Here is a 16,532-nt window from a genome sequence, read left to right on the forward strand (position 1 = left end):
CCCCTCGCTTCCGACGCCTTCCCGAAGGGACGCATGTCCATGGCCACCGCCCAGGAGACGGGTTCGTACGACGCCGTGGACAGCGGCACCTACGAGGTGCTGCGCGACCGGCTCACCGCCCAGGCCGCCGAGCTGGCCCGCGGCACCGAGGCGCTCAACGCCCGCCGGGCCGCGGAGTTCGGCGCCACCCGGCTCGACCTCACCGGCACCGGACGGCTGCGCACCGAGCACCCCGCCGTCCCCCGGGACGTGGTGGCCGTCGGCGAGCGGCTGCTGTTCGGCCGCAACGCCGCCCACGCGGGACCGGACGACGGCACCCGGCCCGAGCCCCGGGTCGGCGACGTCCTCGCCCTGTACGACCGGGAGCTGAACCCGCTGCCCGAGGACGCCGTGCCCGGCCTCCTCGACGACCCGGCGTTCGTCCGGGAGTTCGGCGCCCTGCACCGCTACTACCGGCAGGCCCGGCTGCTGCGGCTGCACCGGGTGGAGGGCCGCCTGCTGGCCGTCTTCCGCACCGGCGAGAAGGCCGACGACATCCGCGTCCTGCGCTGGAACCTGACCGACGACGGCCGGGCCGCCTTCCTGGACGCGCGCGGCGAACGCGACCATGTGCTGCCGCCCGCCCACGACTTCACCTGGACCGCGACGACCCGCGAGGACCACCGGCTCGGCCGCCACCCGCATGTCTCGGTCCGCGACGAGCTGTACGTCTCCACCGTCGGCGGCGCCCTCACCGTCAAGACCGAGGACGACACCGAGACCGGCACCGGCATCCACAGCGAGCCCGTCGACGAGCCGCTCCAGGCGCTCGCCGACGCCGACATCGCGTACGCGCGCGTGGGCGCGCTGATCCTGCTGCGGGTCCGTCCCTACAAGGAGGACACCCACCGCCACCTGGTGTTCAACACCCTCACCCGGTCGGTGGTCCGCCTGGACGGCATCGGCCGGGCGTGCCGCCGCCTGCCCGAGGACCAGGGCATCGTCTTCCCCGGCGGCTACTGCCTGGCCACCGGTGCGTACAAGACGTACGAACTCGACACCACGGGCCTGGAGTTCGAGCGCGAGGTGCGCTCGCCCTACGGCGAGGACGTGCTGTACGCCTTCCACGCGCGCGCCGAGGGACGCGGCCTGCTGCTGTCGTACAACACCATCCGCGAGGAGATCGCCACCCCGCTGACCTGCCACGGCTGGGCGCTGTTCGAGGACGGCGCGCTGCTGGCGCTGCGCGCCGATCCGGCCGGGGCGGCGACCGAGCCGGCCCGGGTGCACCCGATCCAGGTGTGGACCTCCCCGTACGTGTCCGACACGCACGCCGCCGCCACCGCGGGCACCGGACCGCTGGCCCGCGTCGGCAACGCCGACCTGGTGCGCGGCATCTCCGACTGCCTGTCGATCAGCCGCGCGGTCGCGGAGACCACCCCGACCGCGGAGGTGTACGAGGCGCTGGCCGCCGCCTGTGTGCGCGCCGCCGACACCCACCACTGGCTGGGCGAGGCCGACCTCGGCGAGCTGCGCACCCCGCTGGCAGCGGTACGGGACACCGCCGAGCAGGTGCTCACCGAGTTCCGCACCGTGCAGAGCCTCACCGAGCGGGCCGCGCGGGCGCTGGAGGAGGCCGCCGAGCGGATCGCGGCGGTGGTGCGGCGGCTGCGCGGCGAGGCACCGCGCGGCGCCGCCGCCTGGGTGGGCGGGCTGACCGAACTGCGCCGCGCCCAGGGCCATCTGCTCACCCTCAAGGAGATGCGGTACGCCGACACCGCCCGCATCGACGCGCTCGCCGCCGAGACCGGCACCGACCTGGCCGCCTTCGGCAAGCGGGCGGTCACCTTCCTCGCCCGTGAGGACGCCTTCGCCGACCACCACCAGGACGTCGAGCAGCTCGCCGCCGCCGCCGAGGCCGTCGAGTCGGTGGCCGCCGCGCGCCCGGTCGCCGAACGCCTCGACGAGCTGACCGGCACGCTGGGCACCGTCACCGAGGTCGTCGCGGGCCTGGACATCGCCGACGCCACCGTGCGCACCTCCGTGCTGGAGCGCATCGCCGAGGTGCTGGGCGGGGTCAACCGCGCCCGCGCCCTGCTGGAGGCCCGCCGCCGGGAGCTGGCCGAGCGCGAGGGCCGCGCCGAGTTCGCCGCCGAGTTCGCGCTGCTCGCGCAGGCCGTCACCGGCGCGCTCGCCGCCGCCGACAGCCCCGAGAGCTGCGACGAGCAGCTGTCGGGCATGCTGGTGCGTCTGGAGAACCTGGAGTCGCGGTTCGCGGAGTTCGACGACTTCCTCGGCGAACTGACCGACAAGCGCACCGAGATCCACGACGCGTTCTCCGCCCGCAAGCAGTCCCTGCTGGACGCCCGCGCCCGCCGGGCCGGACAGCTCGCGGCGGCCGCCGACCGGATCCTGGCGACCGTGGCCCGGCGCGCGGCCACGCTCGCCGACGCCGACGAGGTCAGCACCTACTTCGCCTCCGACCCGATGGTCGCCAAGGTCCGCCGCACCGCCGAGGACCTGCGCGCGCTCGGCGACCCGGTCCGGGCGGACGAGCTGGACGGACGGCTGAAGGCCGCCCGCCAGGAGGCGTCCCGCGCGCTGCGCGACCGCACCGACCTCTACACCGACGGCGGCCGGACCATCCGGCTGGGCACCCACCGCTTCTCCGTCACCACCCAGCCCCTCGACCTCACCCTGGTCCCGGACGGCGACGGCCTCGCCTTCGCGCTGACCGGCACGGACTACCGCGCCCCGGTCACCGACCCGCGCCTGGCGGCCGCCCGCGCCTACGGGGACCGGCAGCTGCCCTCGGAGTCGCCCGAGGTCTACCGGGGCGAGCACCTGGCCGCCCGGCTGCTGCGCGAGCACGGCCCGGCCGCGCTCGCCGCCGCCGACGACCTGGGCGCCCTGGTGCGCCGGGCCGCCGAGGAGGCGTACGACGAGGGCTACGAGCGGGGCGTCCACGACCACGACGCCACGGTGCTCCTCACCGCGCTGCTGCCCGTGCACGAGCGGGCGGGCGTACTGCGCCACGAGCCCGCCGCCCGCGCCGCCGCCCAGCTGTTCTGGGCGCACGGCAGCACGGCGGACGAGCGCGCCGTCTGGACCCGGCGGGCGCTCTCCCTGGCCCGCGCCCGCGACACGTTCGGCCCGGCGGCGGCGGGCGCCGTGGGCGAGCTGGAGGAGGAACTCGCGGGCGCGATCGGGACGTGGACGGCGGGCAGCGCGCTCCGGCTCCCGGGGGCGGCGCCCGCCGGGACCGGCGGCGCGAACGCCCCCGCCGCCGCGGCGGGTCCGGACGCGCGGGCCGCCGCCGCGTACCTCGTCGAGGAGCTGACGACCGGCCCCGACGGCTTCGTGCTGGCCGCCGCCACCCGCACCCTGCTGGACAAGTTCCGGCACACGGTGGGCGGTTCGGCCTACGACGAGGACCTGGACGCGCTCGGTGACCTCGCCGCGCGGGCCCAGCTCGCCGGGGCCTGGCTCGCGGCGTTCACCGACTCCACCGGAACCGGGGCGACACCCGGTGACCTGGCCGAGGCGGTCGCCGCCGAGCTGTGCCCCGGCCTGACGCGCCACGACGCGGACGTCTCACCGGTGGCGGTGGCCGAGGGGCTGCTCGGCGCCCATCCGCGCATCGGCGGCCGCCGTCTGGTGCTGCGCCTGGACGAGTTCCTGGCCCGCACCGGCCGCTTCGCCCGGGACGACGTGCCCGCCTTCCGCGCCCACCAGCGCCTGCGCACCGAGCTGGTGGCGGCCGAACGCGTCCGGCTGCGCCTGGACGAGCACCGCCCGCGCTCCATGGCGGCCTTCGTCCGCAACCGGCTCGTCGACGAGGTGTACCTGCCGCTGGTCGGCGACAGCCTGGCCCGTCAGCTCGGCACGGCGGGCGAGAGCCGGCGCACCGACACCGGCGGACTGCTGCTGCTCGTCTCCCCGCCCGGCTACGGCAAGACGACGCTGATGGAGTACGTCGCCGACCGCCTCGGCCTGATGATGGTGCGGGTCAGCGGCCCCGCGCTCGGTCACACGGTCACCTCGCTCGACCCGGCCGAGGCGCCGAACGCCACCGCCCGCCAGGAGATCGAAAAGATCAACTTCGCGCTGGCGGCGGGCAACAACACGCTGCTGCACCTGGACGACATCCAGCACACCTCGCCGGAACTGCTCCAGAAGTTCATCCCGCTGTGCGACGCCACCCGCCGCGTCGACGGCGTGTGGAACGGCGAGCCGCGCACCTACGACCTGCGCGGCAAGCGGTTCGCGGTCTGTATGACCGGCAACCCGTACACCGAGTCCGGCGACCGCTTCCGGGTGCCCGACATGCTCGCCAACCGCGCGGACGTGTGGAACCTCGGCGACGTCCTCACCGGCAAGGAGGACGCCTTCGCGCTCAGCTTCCTGGAGAACGCGCTCACCTCCAACCCGGTGCTCGCCCCGCTGGCGGGCCGGGACCGCGCCGATCTGGAGCTGCTGGTCCGGCTGGCCCAGGCGGACCCCGCGGCCCGCGCCGACCGGCTCACCCACGCCTACGCCCCGGCCGAGCTGGAGCAGATCACGGGCGTACTGCGCCATCTGCTCACCGCGCGTGAGACGGTCCTCGCGGTCAACACCGCCTACATCGCCTCCGCCGCCCGCTCGGACGAGACCCGGACCGAGCCGCCGTTCCTGCTCCAGGGCTCCTACCGCACCATGAACAAGATCGCCCAGCGGATCCGCCCCGTCATGAACGCGGCGGAGGCCGGTGCGGTCGTCGAGGACCACTTCACCGCCGAGGCGCAGACCCTCACCAGCGGCGCCGAGGCCAACCTGCTCAAGCTGGCCGAGCTGCGCGGCACCCTCACCCCGGAGCAGGCCGGCCGCTGGGCCGCCCTGAAGACGGCGTACGCCCGCACCCAGGCGCTGGGCGGCCCCGCCGAGGACCCGCTCGTGCGCGCCACGGCCGCCCTCGGTCTGCTGGCCGAGCACATGGCCGCGATCGAGGCGGCGCTCACCGGCGGTGGCACGGCGAGGGCCCGCCACGCGGCGGGCCCGGCGGCCGGAGAAGGAGCGTCCGGCGGGACTCAGGGGGCCTGAGCGGCGAGCAGCGGCCGTAGCGCCCCCGCCCGCAGCCGCTGCACCAGCGGGGTGCAGTACCGGAAGGCCAGCAGCACCACCAGCACCGAGACCAGGCTGCCGACCAGGGCGCCCACGCCGACGTCGTGCGGGTAGTGGGCGCCGACGTACACCCGGGAGGCGCCCATCGCCACCGCCGCGAGCAGCGCGACCGCGCCCAGCCACCGGCTGACGATCAGCAGCGCGACCGCGAACGCGAAGGCGACCGTGGTGTGGTTGCTGGGGAAGGCGTAGTCGTCCACCGGCGGGCACGCCTCGATGAGGAAGTCGTGCGGCAGCGCCCGGCAGGGCCGCGGCTCCTCGAAGACGTCCTTGATCCCGGTGTTGGCGGCATAGGCGATGACGACCGCGAACGGCGTCGCCAGCACGGCCGCCATCACCGAGTTCCCCTGCCGCCGCGCCCCCCACCAGGCCCCCAGCAGCAACAGCACGAACACCCCCATGCCCACCTCGGAGTACGCGGCGGCTGTCCCGTTCAGCCAGTGGGTGTCGCGGGCGAAGTCGGTGACGGAGGTGTAGAGGCCGCCGTCGATGGACGCGCCGTCGAGCGCCAGGGCGGCCGGGGAGGAACTCGTCATCAGGTGGATCTCCGGGCAGTGTCTCGGTACGGGTGCGCCACGGTGAACACGCGTGGACGCGGAGGTGGACTCCTGGTGAAGTCGGATCGTCCGACAGATGAACGTCTACAGGTTGGTAGACGTTAGCAGCCGCCGGTTCAGTTGCCTGGGGGGTGGGATGAGACGGGGGACACAGCCCCGGTTCCCGGAGGCACGTCGCGTCGTCCTTCGGTCGGCCCGATCCCGTCGCCTACGACGAGCGGCGCCGTCCGCCGCCGGACGTCCAGGGCCGGTCCGCCTGCTGTACGGCCGTGGGGGTACTCGGCACAAAGTGCCTTGGTGCTGGACCGGGTCGCCGCCACGATCCACGGCCTGGACGTGCTCCGCCACGGTGGCCTGCCTCGCTTGTACGGCGAGGAAGGCCGCGCCCTCGGCGTCAGGCACTTGCGCGGGTTCGGCAGGCGAAGGTCTGCCGGGAAGGGCTATGGCCGCCGGTGAAGCATCGAGGTCACGCCCATGTCACCGGACTCATGGACGATTCCGCGCAGGACAGCGACCGGCGCGCCACGCCCGCGCTGCCCGAGGATGATTCCGGCTGCTGCCGCGATGAGGTCGGTGAGGGTCTCTTCCTGCCGCTTGCCGCCGTGTTCGCTGACGCGGAGGGGAGCGATGCCGGCGGCTCCGATGGAGATGACCGTCGCGCCGTGCCGGTCGGCGCGGCCGTCGGAGTCGGCGATGACCACCGCGACCCTGGCGCCGGTGGCCTGGATGAGCGCGTCACGCAGGGCGCGGGCGGACGCGTCGGGGTCTTCGGGCAGCAGCCATGCGCCCCCGGTTCCGGCGCGGTCGATCCCGGCGGAGGTGAGCTGGTGGCCGAGCGTGTGCCGGGCGATGATCGGGCCGCGTTCACTCGCCAGGAAGTGCTCGGTGGAGTGGTCGAGGATCAACTGCACGATCGGGGCGGGCTTGCCCGTGCGGGCCGCGAGGTCCAGTGCCTCCGGACCCGGGGTGACGTCGGCGAGGTCGACGTAGCGCTTCTCCGCGATGGACACGACTTTGCTGGCGATGACGACGACATCCCCGTCGCGCAACCTGGTGCCGGTGCGGGTGAGGACGTCGCTGATGGCGCCCGGCAGGTCGTCGCCGGGCCGGACCTCGGGGAAGGCTTCCAGAGCGAAGGCGGAGAATCCGGAGGTGGTCATCGGCGGGCTCCTGCATGGGTGAGGACGGCGGTGTGCAGGCGGGCGTGCGCAGCCGCGAGGTCCCGGCCCCGCTGCGCGGGAGCGGCGCGGTGTCCGTTGGCGAGCCAGTCATGGACACGCCGGAGATAGTGCGGCCAGAGCCGACGGGCCGCCCTGGGCGCAGGGGCGCCGGACCTGACGGCGTGCCAGGCGGTCAGTACGGGTACCGGCCAGGGCTGTCCATCGTAGCCGCCGGAATCCGGACCGAGGTGGTCCTTCAGCGTGGCGAGCATGGCTGTGAGCCGGTCCGAGGGAACCGGGCGATCGGCCACGCGGTAGGAGGCCGTCTCCAGTGGCAGGGGCGGTGGGGTGCACGCTGCGGTGAGGTGCAGCAGGGCGGGGACCGCCTGGCGGTAGACGGCGGGGAGATGAGGGAAGGACGCGGCGTGTGCTTTGGGGCTGTCGACACGTACGGAGACGATGGGGCCGATGCCGGCGGCGGTCAGAAGCAGGAAGGCGTCGATGCCGTAGCCGTTCACACAGGCCTTCAGGCCGGTGGGCAGTCCGTCGGCGGCCTGGAGGATGACGCTCAGGGCGTCGCCGGACAGGGCCAGGTCGCCCGCGAGGGGCTGCGGCATGTCGTGGCCGGTGGTGGCGGCGATCAGTGGACGGGCGAGATGGCTGGTGAGGTTCGCTTCGTCCCAGAACCGGGGGTAGTCGGCGATCGCCAGAGCGGCCCCCGCCCGGACGCGGTCCAGAAGCGCGCTGTAGACGGCCGGATCGGGGTTGAGGGTGTCGGTGTCCACGATGAGCACAGCATCGGCGCCGCGCATCTTCGCGTGGCGGGCGGCGGTCAGGACCTGGGCACCCTTGCCTCGCGGCAGGCCGGACAGGGGCAGCTTCGCGGTGCGGGTCGGGGTCGCGGCGAATCGGTCACAGGTGGTCGGGGAGCTGGAGGAGTCGGCGTTGACGATGACGGTTCCCGCGGTGGCGAGGGCAGTGTCGACGGCGGTGGTGACGGCGGTGATGGTGGTCGGTTCGTCACGGCTGGGCAGGATCGCAGCAGCGTTCATCGGTGCGCCTCCAGGGTCAGCAGGTCGGCGGCCGTCGCGGGGTCCGGAGCGTGGAGGTAGTCGAACCGGCAACGGGCCAGAGAGGTGAGGAAGTGGCTCCGCCAGTGGGCGAGAGCGGGGGTGTCCAGGGCCCATACCGGGCCGTACGGGGTCCCGGTGACGCCGGTCAGAGGAGTGGGCAGGCCGGAGATGTAGCGAGCCAGCATCTCGTGCAGCCGCAGTTGTTCGTTCACTGCCAGGGGCACGGCCCTGGACAGCGAGCGTGTGGTGAGGGCGGGATGGATGGCGAGGCGCACGATCCAGGTCAGAGGGGCAGGACCGGAAGCGAACGGTGTCAGGAGGAGTTGGGCTTTGGGGGCCAGCGGGCGGGCCGGGTCGCGGACGGCAGCCATGGTCTTTCCCGGCCACACTGCCAGGTGGCCGTCGTCGGCTGTGCCGATGACGACCAGATCGTCCCCGGCGTGCGTCCAGCCGCGAGCGGCCAGTGCGAGTGCGGTCGACGTCTTCCCGGCACCTTTCGTGCCGAGCAGCAGTACCGCTCGTCCGTCGGGCTGCAGTACGGCGGTGGCGTGGACGGTGACCCGATGCTGCTGCTGGCGCAGGCGTTCCAGCGCGGTGTACGTGGTGTACGCCAGGGTGCTGGAGGCAGCCACCGCCCGGGGCAGGCGCAGATGGACGGATTCGGCGTCCGCGCGCAGGGCCGCCGGCCCCGTGGTCACGATGATGCTCGCCGGTCCGGCCGTGCCCGGGTCTTCGGCCAGCGTCCAGCCTCCGGGCAGTGTCCGGGCCGCCGCCTGGACGGCGGCCGAGTCCATGTCCTCGGGCAAGGCGACTAGGGCGCGAACGTGCCCCGTGGCCAGGTGCTGCACGCTCACGTGTTCGCTCGTTCCAGCTCGGACAAGAGGGACTCGACCGGTTGGACGGCGGGCAGGTACCGGCCGGACAGCAGGTCCTGCATCCAGTCCGTACGGGACAGCGTGTCCCGTACGAGGTCGGTGGCGGCCGCGGGCGGCCGGGGCTGGGCGGTGGTGATCTCGATCGAGGCGGGCTCGCTGTAGAGGGCGCCGTTGCGCCACAGCAGGGCGACGCGGCACGGGCCGAACCGGTCGGCGACCGCGCGGGCGGCCTCGTCGGCGAGCCAGCCCCCGACCTTGCCGACGTGGTAGGCCGGGTTCTTCCCGAACGTGGCCTCGTTGCCCGCGAGGTGTGCGCCGCTGATGACTCCGGTGCGGGCGTTGCCGCGTCCGACGAGGCCGTCCTCGCCGTAGTCGACGGCCGAGCCGGAAAGGGTGAAGTACTGCCCGGAGAGCGGTTCGGTTCGGGTGTTGCGGGTGTTGCAGACCACTGTGACCGGCCCCGGCAACCGCTGCTGTAGCACGGTGGTCAGATCCGCGGCCGCGTCGGTGACCGCCTCGTGCAACTCGGCGGCGGTCGTCAGGTGCCCGGCGAGAGCGGGCACGCACGCGGTCACCGTCCACGTGGTGCCGTTGCGGACGGCGAGGGCCTTGATGTCGCTGCCCGCCCAGGGCAGGCGCCGGAACCATGCTTCGGCCAGCAGGACCACGGTCTCGGTGGGAGTACGCGTCCCGGTGCCGACGAGGTAGGCGGTGTCGTTGGAGAACGCCTGAGCCCGCTCCGGCAGGTCGTCCAGCGAGCGCGGAGCGAACCAGGTGGGGAACTTGCTGCTGTCGGTTGTCTCGTGCCGCATCTCCACCGTCACCCGGTCGAAGCCGGGCAGTGCCGCACGCAGGTGGTCGAGAGCCGCCTGCTCAAGGATCTCCCGCACGGGCAGCGGCCGTCCGGCGAGAGTGACGGAGATCCTTCCGCCGAAGACCACCCGCAAGGGCCGGTCGTAGACGCCGTCGGTGTCGGTGAAGGCGGCACGGCCACCGAGGACAGCGACCTTGTCCAGGTTGTGGTGCAGCACCGTTCCCACTGTGTCCAGGCAGTGCTGGCTGTAGCGGATCGAGGCGAGTTCGGCGATACCGTCGGCGAGGGAGTCGGGGTGGCCGATCCCCTTGCGCTCGACGACCTCGACGGCAAGCTCACGGGCGAGTGGAGTACGCAGTCCGGACGACGCGGGCGTCACGGTAGACACGGTCGATCACCTCCAGCGGGCGCGGCAGCGCCGTCAACGGGTACAGGCAGGGGTGGGGCGGCTGGCCGGTGGCTGTGCCAAGGACCGCGGCGTACATCGCGCGGCGCAGATCACTGTCCGAGGGCGCGGTCGTGCTCTCGCCGAGTCCGGCTTCGAGATTGCGGCCGCGGACTTGGAGACGGCGGCCGTCGGTGAGGTGGAGAACGACCTTGTGGAAGGGCCGCCCGGGATGGTCCACCCGGGCATCGATGTGCACCGTGGGCCCGTCGGCCAGTGTGATGACGGCTGTGACGTGGTCCTCGGTCTCGGCGAGGGCTCGGCGGTGCACCACCGTGGCGTCGACGGCGTCGACGTCGCCGGGCATGAGTCGCAGCACCAGCGCCAGCCCATGGATGGCCTGTTGATGCAGCACGCCTCCGGCTGTGGCGCGGCTGCGCCGCCAGCCGCGGTAGTAATGCGGATCGCGTCGCACGGCGAGACGGACCTCGGCGCTGCCGACGGCGGGCGGCTGCGCGAGCAGTGCGGCCAGGCCGGGTGCGAAGTGCGGCTGGAAGCCGACGAAGATCTGCCGGTCGCACGGATCGGGGGCCAGGGCCGCCAAGTCGGTGGTGGCCGGCTTCTCGACCAGCACCGCCGCCGTGGCCCGCGCGGCTTCCCGGGCCACGGTGAGCGCGGTGCCGGGCGGCGTGGCCACCACTACCAGGTCCGGAGCCAGCGACGTCAGCGCAGACCGCCAGGACGCGAACACCGGCACGTTCTCGTCCATCTGCGCCGTCGGTGCGGGATCCGCGACCCCGCAGACCGTCAGACCGGGGGCGCCGACGAGGGCGGCCAGGTGCTTGCCGCCGACCTCACCGGCCCCGATCAGCAGCACCCGACTCACGCGATGCTGCCCGGCATGGCTGTCCGCAGGTACGCGGCACCGATGGCCAAGGCGTCGGCAGGCGTATCCCGCACATGGGTCTCCAGCGCGTAGGGCAGCGCCGGATGGGCGGCGTGCAGCAACGGCAGGACGTCGCCGTAAGGGACGGTGCCCTCACCGGCCGGGCAGAACGCACGGCCGCCTCCGTCGACGGGCCGGTAGTCCTTGACGTGTACGTAACCCACATGGGGGGCCAGGGCCCGGACCGTCTCGGGGGTGGCCTGGCCGACCTCGTGCAGGTTCGCCACGTCCAGCCACAGCCCGAGGCCCTGGCCGTGATAGCGCTCCAGCACCTCCAGGAGCGACTCGGCACGGGCGACAGTGCACACCGGTTCGTTCTCCAGCAGCAGCCGGACCTCCGCGCGGTGGGCCGTTTCCAGTGCCTGCGCGAGCAGCGGGTCACCGGCGAACTGCTCGGTCACCCCTTGCCCGACGCGCAGGTGGGAGAAGACGCGCACGATCGGTGCACCGAGGACGGCCGCCGCCTGGATGGCGCGCTCGATCCAGGTCAGGCGCTCTTCGGGCGGCACCCTGGTGGGAAAGCCGAACGTGTCCACCCGGCCTGGCGTCGACTCGGGCCGACACCACTTCCACAGGGGCGAGGCGACCGCTGCCACCGCGAGGTGCCGCTCGTCGGCGAGTGTGCGGATGTGCCGTAGCCGGTCTGTGGGCAGCATGACCACATTGGTGCCCTCGGCCGAGCGGATCTCCAAGGAACCGATGCCCAGCCTGACCGCCAGGTCCATGCCCGGAACCGGGTCGGGACCCAGCTCGTCAGGGTTGAGTACCAGCGTGCTCGCCGGGGTTTCTTCCATGGCCGTCGTCTCCTTCGGATGTACCGGTTGATGAGCGGGGGAATCCCTGTGCCGGTTGGCCGCCCGGCACAGGCTCGGTCAGAAGCCGTCAACGTGCTGGCCGGTCAGCGGCCCCCACCCGGTGCGGGCGGCTGCGGTACCGGCGGGGCGGGCGGCGGGGGCGGAGGCGGAGTGGGAGGCTGCGGCTCCCATGAGGGGGCGGTCACCGGGGCGAAGGCGGCAGACATATCCATCTCTCAGGCGGGTTGAGGGGCTCCGGCCGGGTACAGGACAGGAAGCCACTCGGGCTCCGGGACCCACGGGCCGTCCGTGCCGGATGGTGTGACCAGGGCTCTGCCAGTTCACCGGCAACGCGTTCGGCCGGTAATTCCCGCCGTGGGGCCCACACCGTGGGGGTATCGTCGCGACTGACTCTCCGTCATCATCTGCAGGGGGAGCAGTGGATGCCTTATCAGCGCCGGCCGCCGAAGTCCCGGCCGATCTCCTCGAAGACCCGTTGTTCGTATGCGCCGTGCGCGACCGCGACATCGGGGCCGTCTTCCGCCTGACCCACCGGCACGGCGTCAGCTACTACCGGATCGGCGCGGCCTGCGGCCTGAGACCCGATCGGGTGTCACGCATCGCAAAGGGCGGTGCCACGGTCACGGCCATCAACACGATCGAGCGCATTGCAGATGGACTCCGTATCCCTGGTGACCTATTGGGGCTTGCTGCGCGACCCTGGGAGAAGGCCTCCTCGACTCATCTTGCGGAGCACGACCAGGGAGACGATCCCATGAACCGCCGTCAGATGCTGGGTACCGTCGCCGTCGGCCTGACCGGACCGGCGCTCGCCGCTCTCACCGACACCCGCCGATCCCTCGATCTTGCCCTCACCCCTGACACCGCACCCGCCGATCTGGCCGACCTGGAGGCGGCGGCCGAAAGATACGGCAGCGGCTACCACGGCCAAGCACCCGCCGAGTTCCTGGCCGAACTCGCGGCAGACTTCCATGACCTGCGGCCCTACCTGGACAGTCCTCGGTCGGTCGGCACGCGCATACGGGTGTCCCGGGCGGCCGGGCAGATGGCAGGCATGGCCGCGATCGTGCTGCACGATCTCGGTGCCCGGCGGGAGGCGCGCGCCTGGTTCGCAACGGCCGCCGTCGCCGCGCGTGAGTCGGGTGACGCCCAGTTGCACGCGTGGGTGCTCGCCCGCGAGGCGATGGTGCCGATCAACTGGGGCGCCCCTGCCGCCGCCGCACGCCTTGCCGAAGAGGCCAGGAAGATCGCAGGTCCCCGGCCGACCGCTGCGGCAACTCTCGCGGCCGCGGTCGCCGCTCGTGCCTACGCCCTGTCGCATCAGCCCGAGGCGGCACGCGCCGCTCTGGCGGACGCAGACCGGCACATGGACCGTCTCGAAGGCGGCGCACGCCGTGACACGTGGCTCACCCACGGCGAGCAGAAACACCACGTCCACCTCAGCCACGCGCTCACCGCCCTCGGTGATACCCGCCGGGCACGCGCCAGTCAGCAGCGGGCCCTGGAGCTGTCGGCGCCGACCAGCACCATGACCCGATCTCTACTCACCATCGATGCCGCGACCTGCGTGCACCAGGACGGCGACACCGAGGAGGCGTGCCAGCGCACGGTAGCTGTCCTGTCCGGTCTCCCGGACGCCTACCGCACCGGCCTCGTCCACCGCCGCGCGCTGGACCTGTACCGCTCGATCCCCGCCCAGCACCACCGCGAGCGCTCCGTAGCCGAACTGCGCAACGCTCTCACGACCTGACGTCGCGACTCACCTCGTGGTCTCGCTGCGGCTGTGGCACTGATTGGCGATGACGGCTGTGCCGTGCTGCTTGTTCGAGACCTCGGGCGGTGAGGACATGAAGGAAGTCAGCACCGTTGCTCTCCAGGCAGACGGAGACCCGGCGTGTCGATGGCCTCCGCGCTTCCTTCGCGATCCGGCCGGACCTCGACCGGCAGGTCGGACAGGTGGTGCACGGCGCCTCCTCTCGGACCGGCCGGGCGGTGCGGCCGTTCTACTCGAAGCGCAGGTCTGCGATTGCTTCGAGGTCGATGCCGTACCGGTGGTAGACCTTGGTGGTGTTGACGGACGTGAGGCCGGCGCGCTCCAGGCCCAGGGCCTCGGCGGCTTCCCATACCGCCCGCTCGCTGTCGCCCTCGATCTCCAGGTACGGCGGGATGAGCGGCCACTCGTCGATCTCCAGCCGTACTGCTCCGAGTGCGTACGAGGTGCGCCGGTTCTCCTGGTAGCCGCGCGGCGTCAGCCCGGCGAGCCGCAGCAGTTCGGCGGCCTCCTCGAAGTCGCCGACGGTGACCTCGGTCTCGCGGGTCCCGTCGACCTCGTCGGTGGCGATCTGCTTGACGCACAGCGTGGCTCCGTCACCGGTGTCACGGAGCCTGACCCACCGCCCTGCGACGGCGGGAACGGTGTCGTACACGTACCGGCGCATCAACCGCCGCCCGGTGGTCTCGGCCCCTCCTGCGGCGAGGATGCGGTGTGCGATGTCGGACGGGTCGATGTCGAGTGCCTTCGTCTCGTACTCGATGGCTGCCACAGGCGTTCTCCCACTTTCACTTCGACGGGGTGTTGCGACCTACGCTCGAACGCGGTTCCTCGTGTTCGAGCGAGGCGGCGGGCATGAGCCGTCCCCCACCACAAACCGCTCTCGTGGGGACGGCGAGCCGGAGCGCGTCCGCGCCGTGGTCGAGCCACAGCGTGGTCACGGTGCTTTCACCTCCGCCCATAAGGACTTGCCGAATGGCGCGGGGGTGACGCCCCAGGCGATGCACAGGGCATCGAGAATGATCAGGCCGCGCCCGCGTTCGCGGTCGTCGGACTCGGGGCGCGGCCGGGGTCTGCGTCGCACAGGGTCCTGTACCTCCACTCGGGTACGGACGTGGTCGGCGTCGAGCGTGAGCCGGATCGAGTCGCCGGGCTCCGTGCCGTACCGGATCGAGTTGGTGACCACTTCGCACGCCACCAGCACGACGGACTCGACGTACTCCTCGGAAGCGTCTGGGACGTTGGAGGCCATGAACTCCCGTACGAACGCGCGTGCCGAACCGGCTGACCGGGGTTCGCCCTCCACGGTCAGGACGGCGGGTGAACCGATGAGAGGCTTGCAGCGGGCGGGCGGGATGCCCCGCCGTCGTTCGATCACGCTTCTCCCCTTGTGGACAGGCTGTCGCGGTCCGGTCGGCGGACCGGCTGGTTCTCCGACTCAGGCAACAGGCGAGGCGGCATCGGCGGTACCGTCGTGAGGGGTGTCGAAGGGTGTCGCTTTCGCTACCCTCCGTCGCGAAGGGGCTAGGGATGAAGGCGCTGAACGACAAGCTCGCACAGCGGTTGGAACGGTCCGGGATGAGCCGTGGGGAGTTAGCCCGCCGTGTGAAATCCAAGGCCATTCAGTGGAACCAGCCGCATATTTCACCGGACGCGACTCGGGTTCGGTGCTGGCTCCAAGGCGAGACGCCGCGGGCGCCTGTGCCGGACATCCTCGCCGCGGTGTTCTCGGATCACTTCGGATACCGGGTCACGACGTACGACCTCGGCCTCGGCGACAGCGGGTTGGCCGACGCCGGTCTCGTGTACAACTCCAGTTACGCGGCTACGGTGGAAGTCGTCGCAGACCTGGGGAGAGCTGACGTGGATCGACGGAAGTTCCTTGCAGCCGCGCCGTTCGCTGCCGTCGCGGGGGTGGGACCCTCGCGGGACTGGCTGCTGAATACCCTTGACCAGGAACCGCTGGAGGGCCCGCGGGTACGCCTCGAGGACGTGTCCGCGGTGAAGAACATGTTCACGACCTTCCAGCGCATGGACATCTTCCAGGGCGGCGGGTCGGGACGCCTGGTGCTCGCCGACTACATGAACGCGCACGTGTACCCGCTGCTGCGCCGGGCCCACGCCGAGGACGTCCGGCGCGCACTGTGCGAGGCAGCGGCCGAACAGACGTACCTCCTGGGCTGGATGGCTTACGACAACGGCGAACAGAGCGTTGCTCAGCGGTACTTGATCCAGTCGCTGCGCCTGGCCGAAGAGTCGCGTAACCCGGCTCTCGGCGCACATGTGCTCGCGGGTATGGCCGATCAAGCGACGCTGCTCGGGAACCCGGCCGAGGGGCGGCGCCTCGCACAGGCCGGCCGCCAAGGGCTGCCGAGGACCACGTCGGCGGCGTGCCTGGCGGACCTGTGGTGCCTTGAGGCGCGCGCCCTCGCGCTGCTCGGCGAGAAGGCGGCTGCGGCGCACGCGGTCACCCAGTCGGAACGGGCGTACGAACACGTCGACCCCGACGGCGAACCGGACTGGGCGGAGTTCATCGACCCGGCGTACCTCCATGGTGAGCACGCGAACACCTTCCGCGACCTGGGCGACGCCGCGTCGGCGGAGGAACACGCCCGCCGGTCCATCGGCCACGCGCACATGCAGAAGCGGGCCCGCCGCGGCGCGATGTCCCAGGCCGCCCTTGCGGTGTCCCACCTGCAACGACGCGACCTCGAGGCCGCTCATGCCGCGGGTGTGCGGACACTCAAGCTCGCCGGACAGGTCAAGTCGTCGAGGGCCGTCGAGGCGGTCGGAGATCTGTCGCGGCGCATGCAGCCGTTCGGGCAGCACCGCCTCGTCGCGGACTTCACGGAACGGGCACGCGAGCTGGCCGCCGCCGCGTAGGCGCGCCGCACGCGGTCCGCACGCGGAGACCACCCTCTCGTGCGGTATCCAGGCCCGATTGTCGCTGCCTCTGCCGCGCTCCCGGCCGAGGCATCGACAGGACCGGCCGGGCTG

12 protein-coding genes are annotated in these 16,532 nt (G+C 72.5%); 3 read left to right on the forward strand and 9 right to left on the reverse strand.

Going from position 1 to position 16,532, the window contains the following annotated elements:
• Positions 1-39: 39 nt before the first annotated feature.
• Positions 40-5,058 (forward strand): DNA repair ATPase, encoded by a 5,019-nt coding sequence (locus tag ACWDYF_RS08825; protein ID WP_389462694.1) that lies wholly within the window; start codon positions 40-42, stop codon positions 5,056-5,058.
• On the opposite strand, the gene ACWDYF_RS08830 is transcribed toward ACWDYF_RS08825, so the two are convergent.
• From ACWDYF_RS08830 to ACWDYF_RS08860, 7 genes are all read right to left on the reverse strand, one after another.
• Positions 5,046-5,675: a phosphatase PAP2 family protein gene (locus tag ACWDYF_RS08830; RefSeq protein ID WP_389462693.1), complete on the reverse strand. Its 630-nt coding sequence runs from the start codon at positions 5,673-5,675 to the stop codon at positions 5,046-5,048. The genes ACWDYF_RS08825 and ACWDYF_RS08830 overlap by 13 nt on opposite strands.
• 461 nt (positions 5,676-6,136) lie before the next feature.
• The gene (locus tag ACWDYF_RS08835) at positions 6,137-6,856 is read right to left on the reverse strand and encodes a coenzyme F420-0:L-glutamate ligase (protein WP_389462692.1); all 720 of its coding nucleotides are present in this window, start codon (positions 6,854-6,856) and stop codon (positions 6,137-6,139) included.
• Entirely contained in the window at positions 6,853-7,908 is a 1,056-nt protein-coding gene (locus tag ACWDYF_RS08840; RefSeq protein ID WP_389462691.1) for a hypothetical protein, read from the reverse strand. Before ACWDYF_RS08840 ends, ACWDYF_RS08835 begins: the two co-directional genes overlap by 4 nt.
• On the reverse strand, positions 7,905-8,783 hold the full coding sequence (locus tag ACWDYF_RS08845) for a hypothetical protein (protein WP_451584268.1): 879 nt from the start codon (positions 8,781-8,783) through the stop codon (positions 7,905-7,907). Before ACWDYF_RS08845 ends, ACWDYF_RS08840 begins: the two co-directional genes overlap by 4 nt.
• Entirely contained in the window at positions 8,780-10,006 is a 1,227-nt protein-coding gene (locus ACWDYF_RS08850; RefSeq protein ID WP_389462689.1) for a methionine adenosyltransferase, read from the reverse strand. The genes ACWDYF_RS08845 and ACWDYF_RS08850 overlap by 4 nt, the downstream gene beginning before the upstream one ends.
• Positions 9,954-10,880: a Gfo/Idh/MocA family protein gene (locus ACWDYF_RS08855; RefSeq protein WP_451584269.1), complete on the reverse strand. Its 927-nt coding sequence runs from the start codon at positions 10,878-10,880 to the stop codon at positions 9,954-9,956. The genes ACWDYF_RS08850 and ACWDYF_RS08855 overlap by 53 nt, the downstream gene beginning before the upstream one ends.
• 5 nt (positions 10,881-10,885) lie before the next feature.
• Entirely contained in the window at positions 10,886-11,743 is an 858-nt protein-coding gene (locus ACWDYF_RS08860; RefSeq protein ID WP_389462687.1) for a sugar phosphate isomerase/epimerase family protein, read from the reverse strand.
• A gap of 439 nt (positions 11,744-12,182) precedes the next feature.
• Between ACWDYF_RS08860 and ACWDYF_RS08865 the strand changes: the two genes are divergently transcribed.
• Complete coding sequence (locus tag ACWDYF_RS08865) at positions 12,183-13,514, forward strand: hypothetical protein (protein ID WP_389462686.1); 1,332 nt, start codon at positions 12,183-12,185, stop codon at positions 13,512-13,514.
• 253 nt (positions 13,515-13,767) lie between these two features.
• Here ACWDYF_RS08865 and ACWDYF_RS08870 read toward each other — a convergent pair whose 3' ends face one another.
• Entirely contained in the window at positions 13,768-14,307 is a 540-nt protein-coding gene (locus ACWDYF_RS08870) for a class IV adenylate cyclase (protein WP_389462685.1), read from the reverse strand.
• Between the two features lie 165 nt (positions 14,308-14,472).
• A complete protein-coding gene (locus ACWDYF_RS08875; RefSeq protein ID WP_389462684.1) occupies positions 14,473-14,913 on the reverse strand; it encodes an ATP-binding protein in 441 nt (146 codons plus the stop codon).
• Positions 14,914-15,065: 152 nt separating this feature from the next.
• Between ACWDYF_RS08875 and ACWDYF_RS08880 the strand changes: the two genes are divergently transcribed.
• Positions 15,066-16,418 carry a transcriptional regulator gene (locus ACWDYF_RS08880; protein ID WP_389462683.1) on the forward strand — a complete coding sequence of 451 codons (1,353 nt, stop codon included), beginning with the start codon at positions 15,066-15,068 and terminating at the stop codon, positions 16,416-16,418.
• Positions 16,419-16,532: the final 114 nt, after the last annotated feature.

This window comes from Streptomyces sp. NPDC003284 (assembly GCF_053589675.1).

What these genes read in the sequence shown, in the direction of transcription:
- ACWDYF_RS08830 (WP_389462693.1), bottom strand. Translation starts at nt 5,675, where the DNA reads ATGACGAGTTCCTCCCCGGCCGCCCTGGCGCTCGACGGCGCGTCCATC.
- ACWDYF_RS08835 (WP_389462692.1), bottom strand. Translation starts at nt 6,856, where the DNA reads ATGACCACCTCCGGATTCTCCGCCTTCGCTCTGGAAGCCTTCCCCGAG.
- ACWDYF_RS08860 (WP_389462687.1), bottom strand. Translation starts at nt 11,743, where the DNA reads ATGGAAGAAACCCCGGCGAGCACGCTGGTACTCAACCCTGACGAGCTG.
- ACWDYF_RS08880 (WP_389462683.1), top strand. Translation starts at nt 15,066, where the DNA reads ATGAAGGCGCTGAACGACAAGCTCGCACAGCGGTTGGAACGGTCCGGG.
- ACWDYF_RS08825 (WP_389462694.1), top strand. Translation starts at nt 40, where the DNA reads ATGGCCACCGCCCAGGAGACGGGTTCGTACGACGCCGTGGACAGCGGC.
- ACWDYF_RS08840 (WP_389462691.1), bottom strand. Translation starts at nt 7,908, where the DNA reads ATGAACGCTGCTGCGATCCTGCCCAGCCGTGACGAACCGACCACCATC.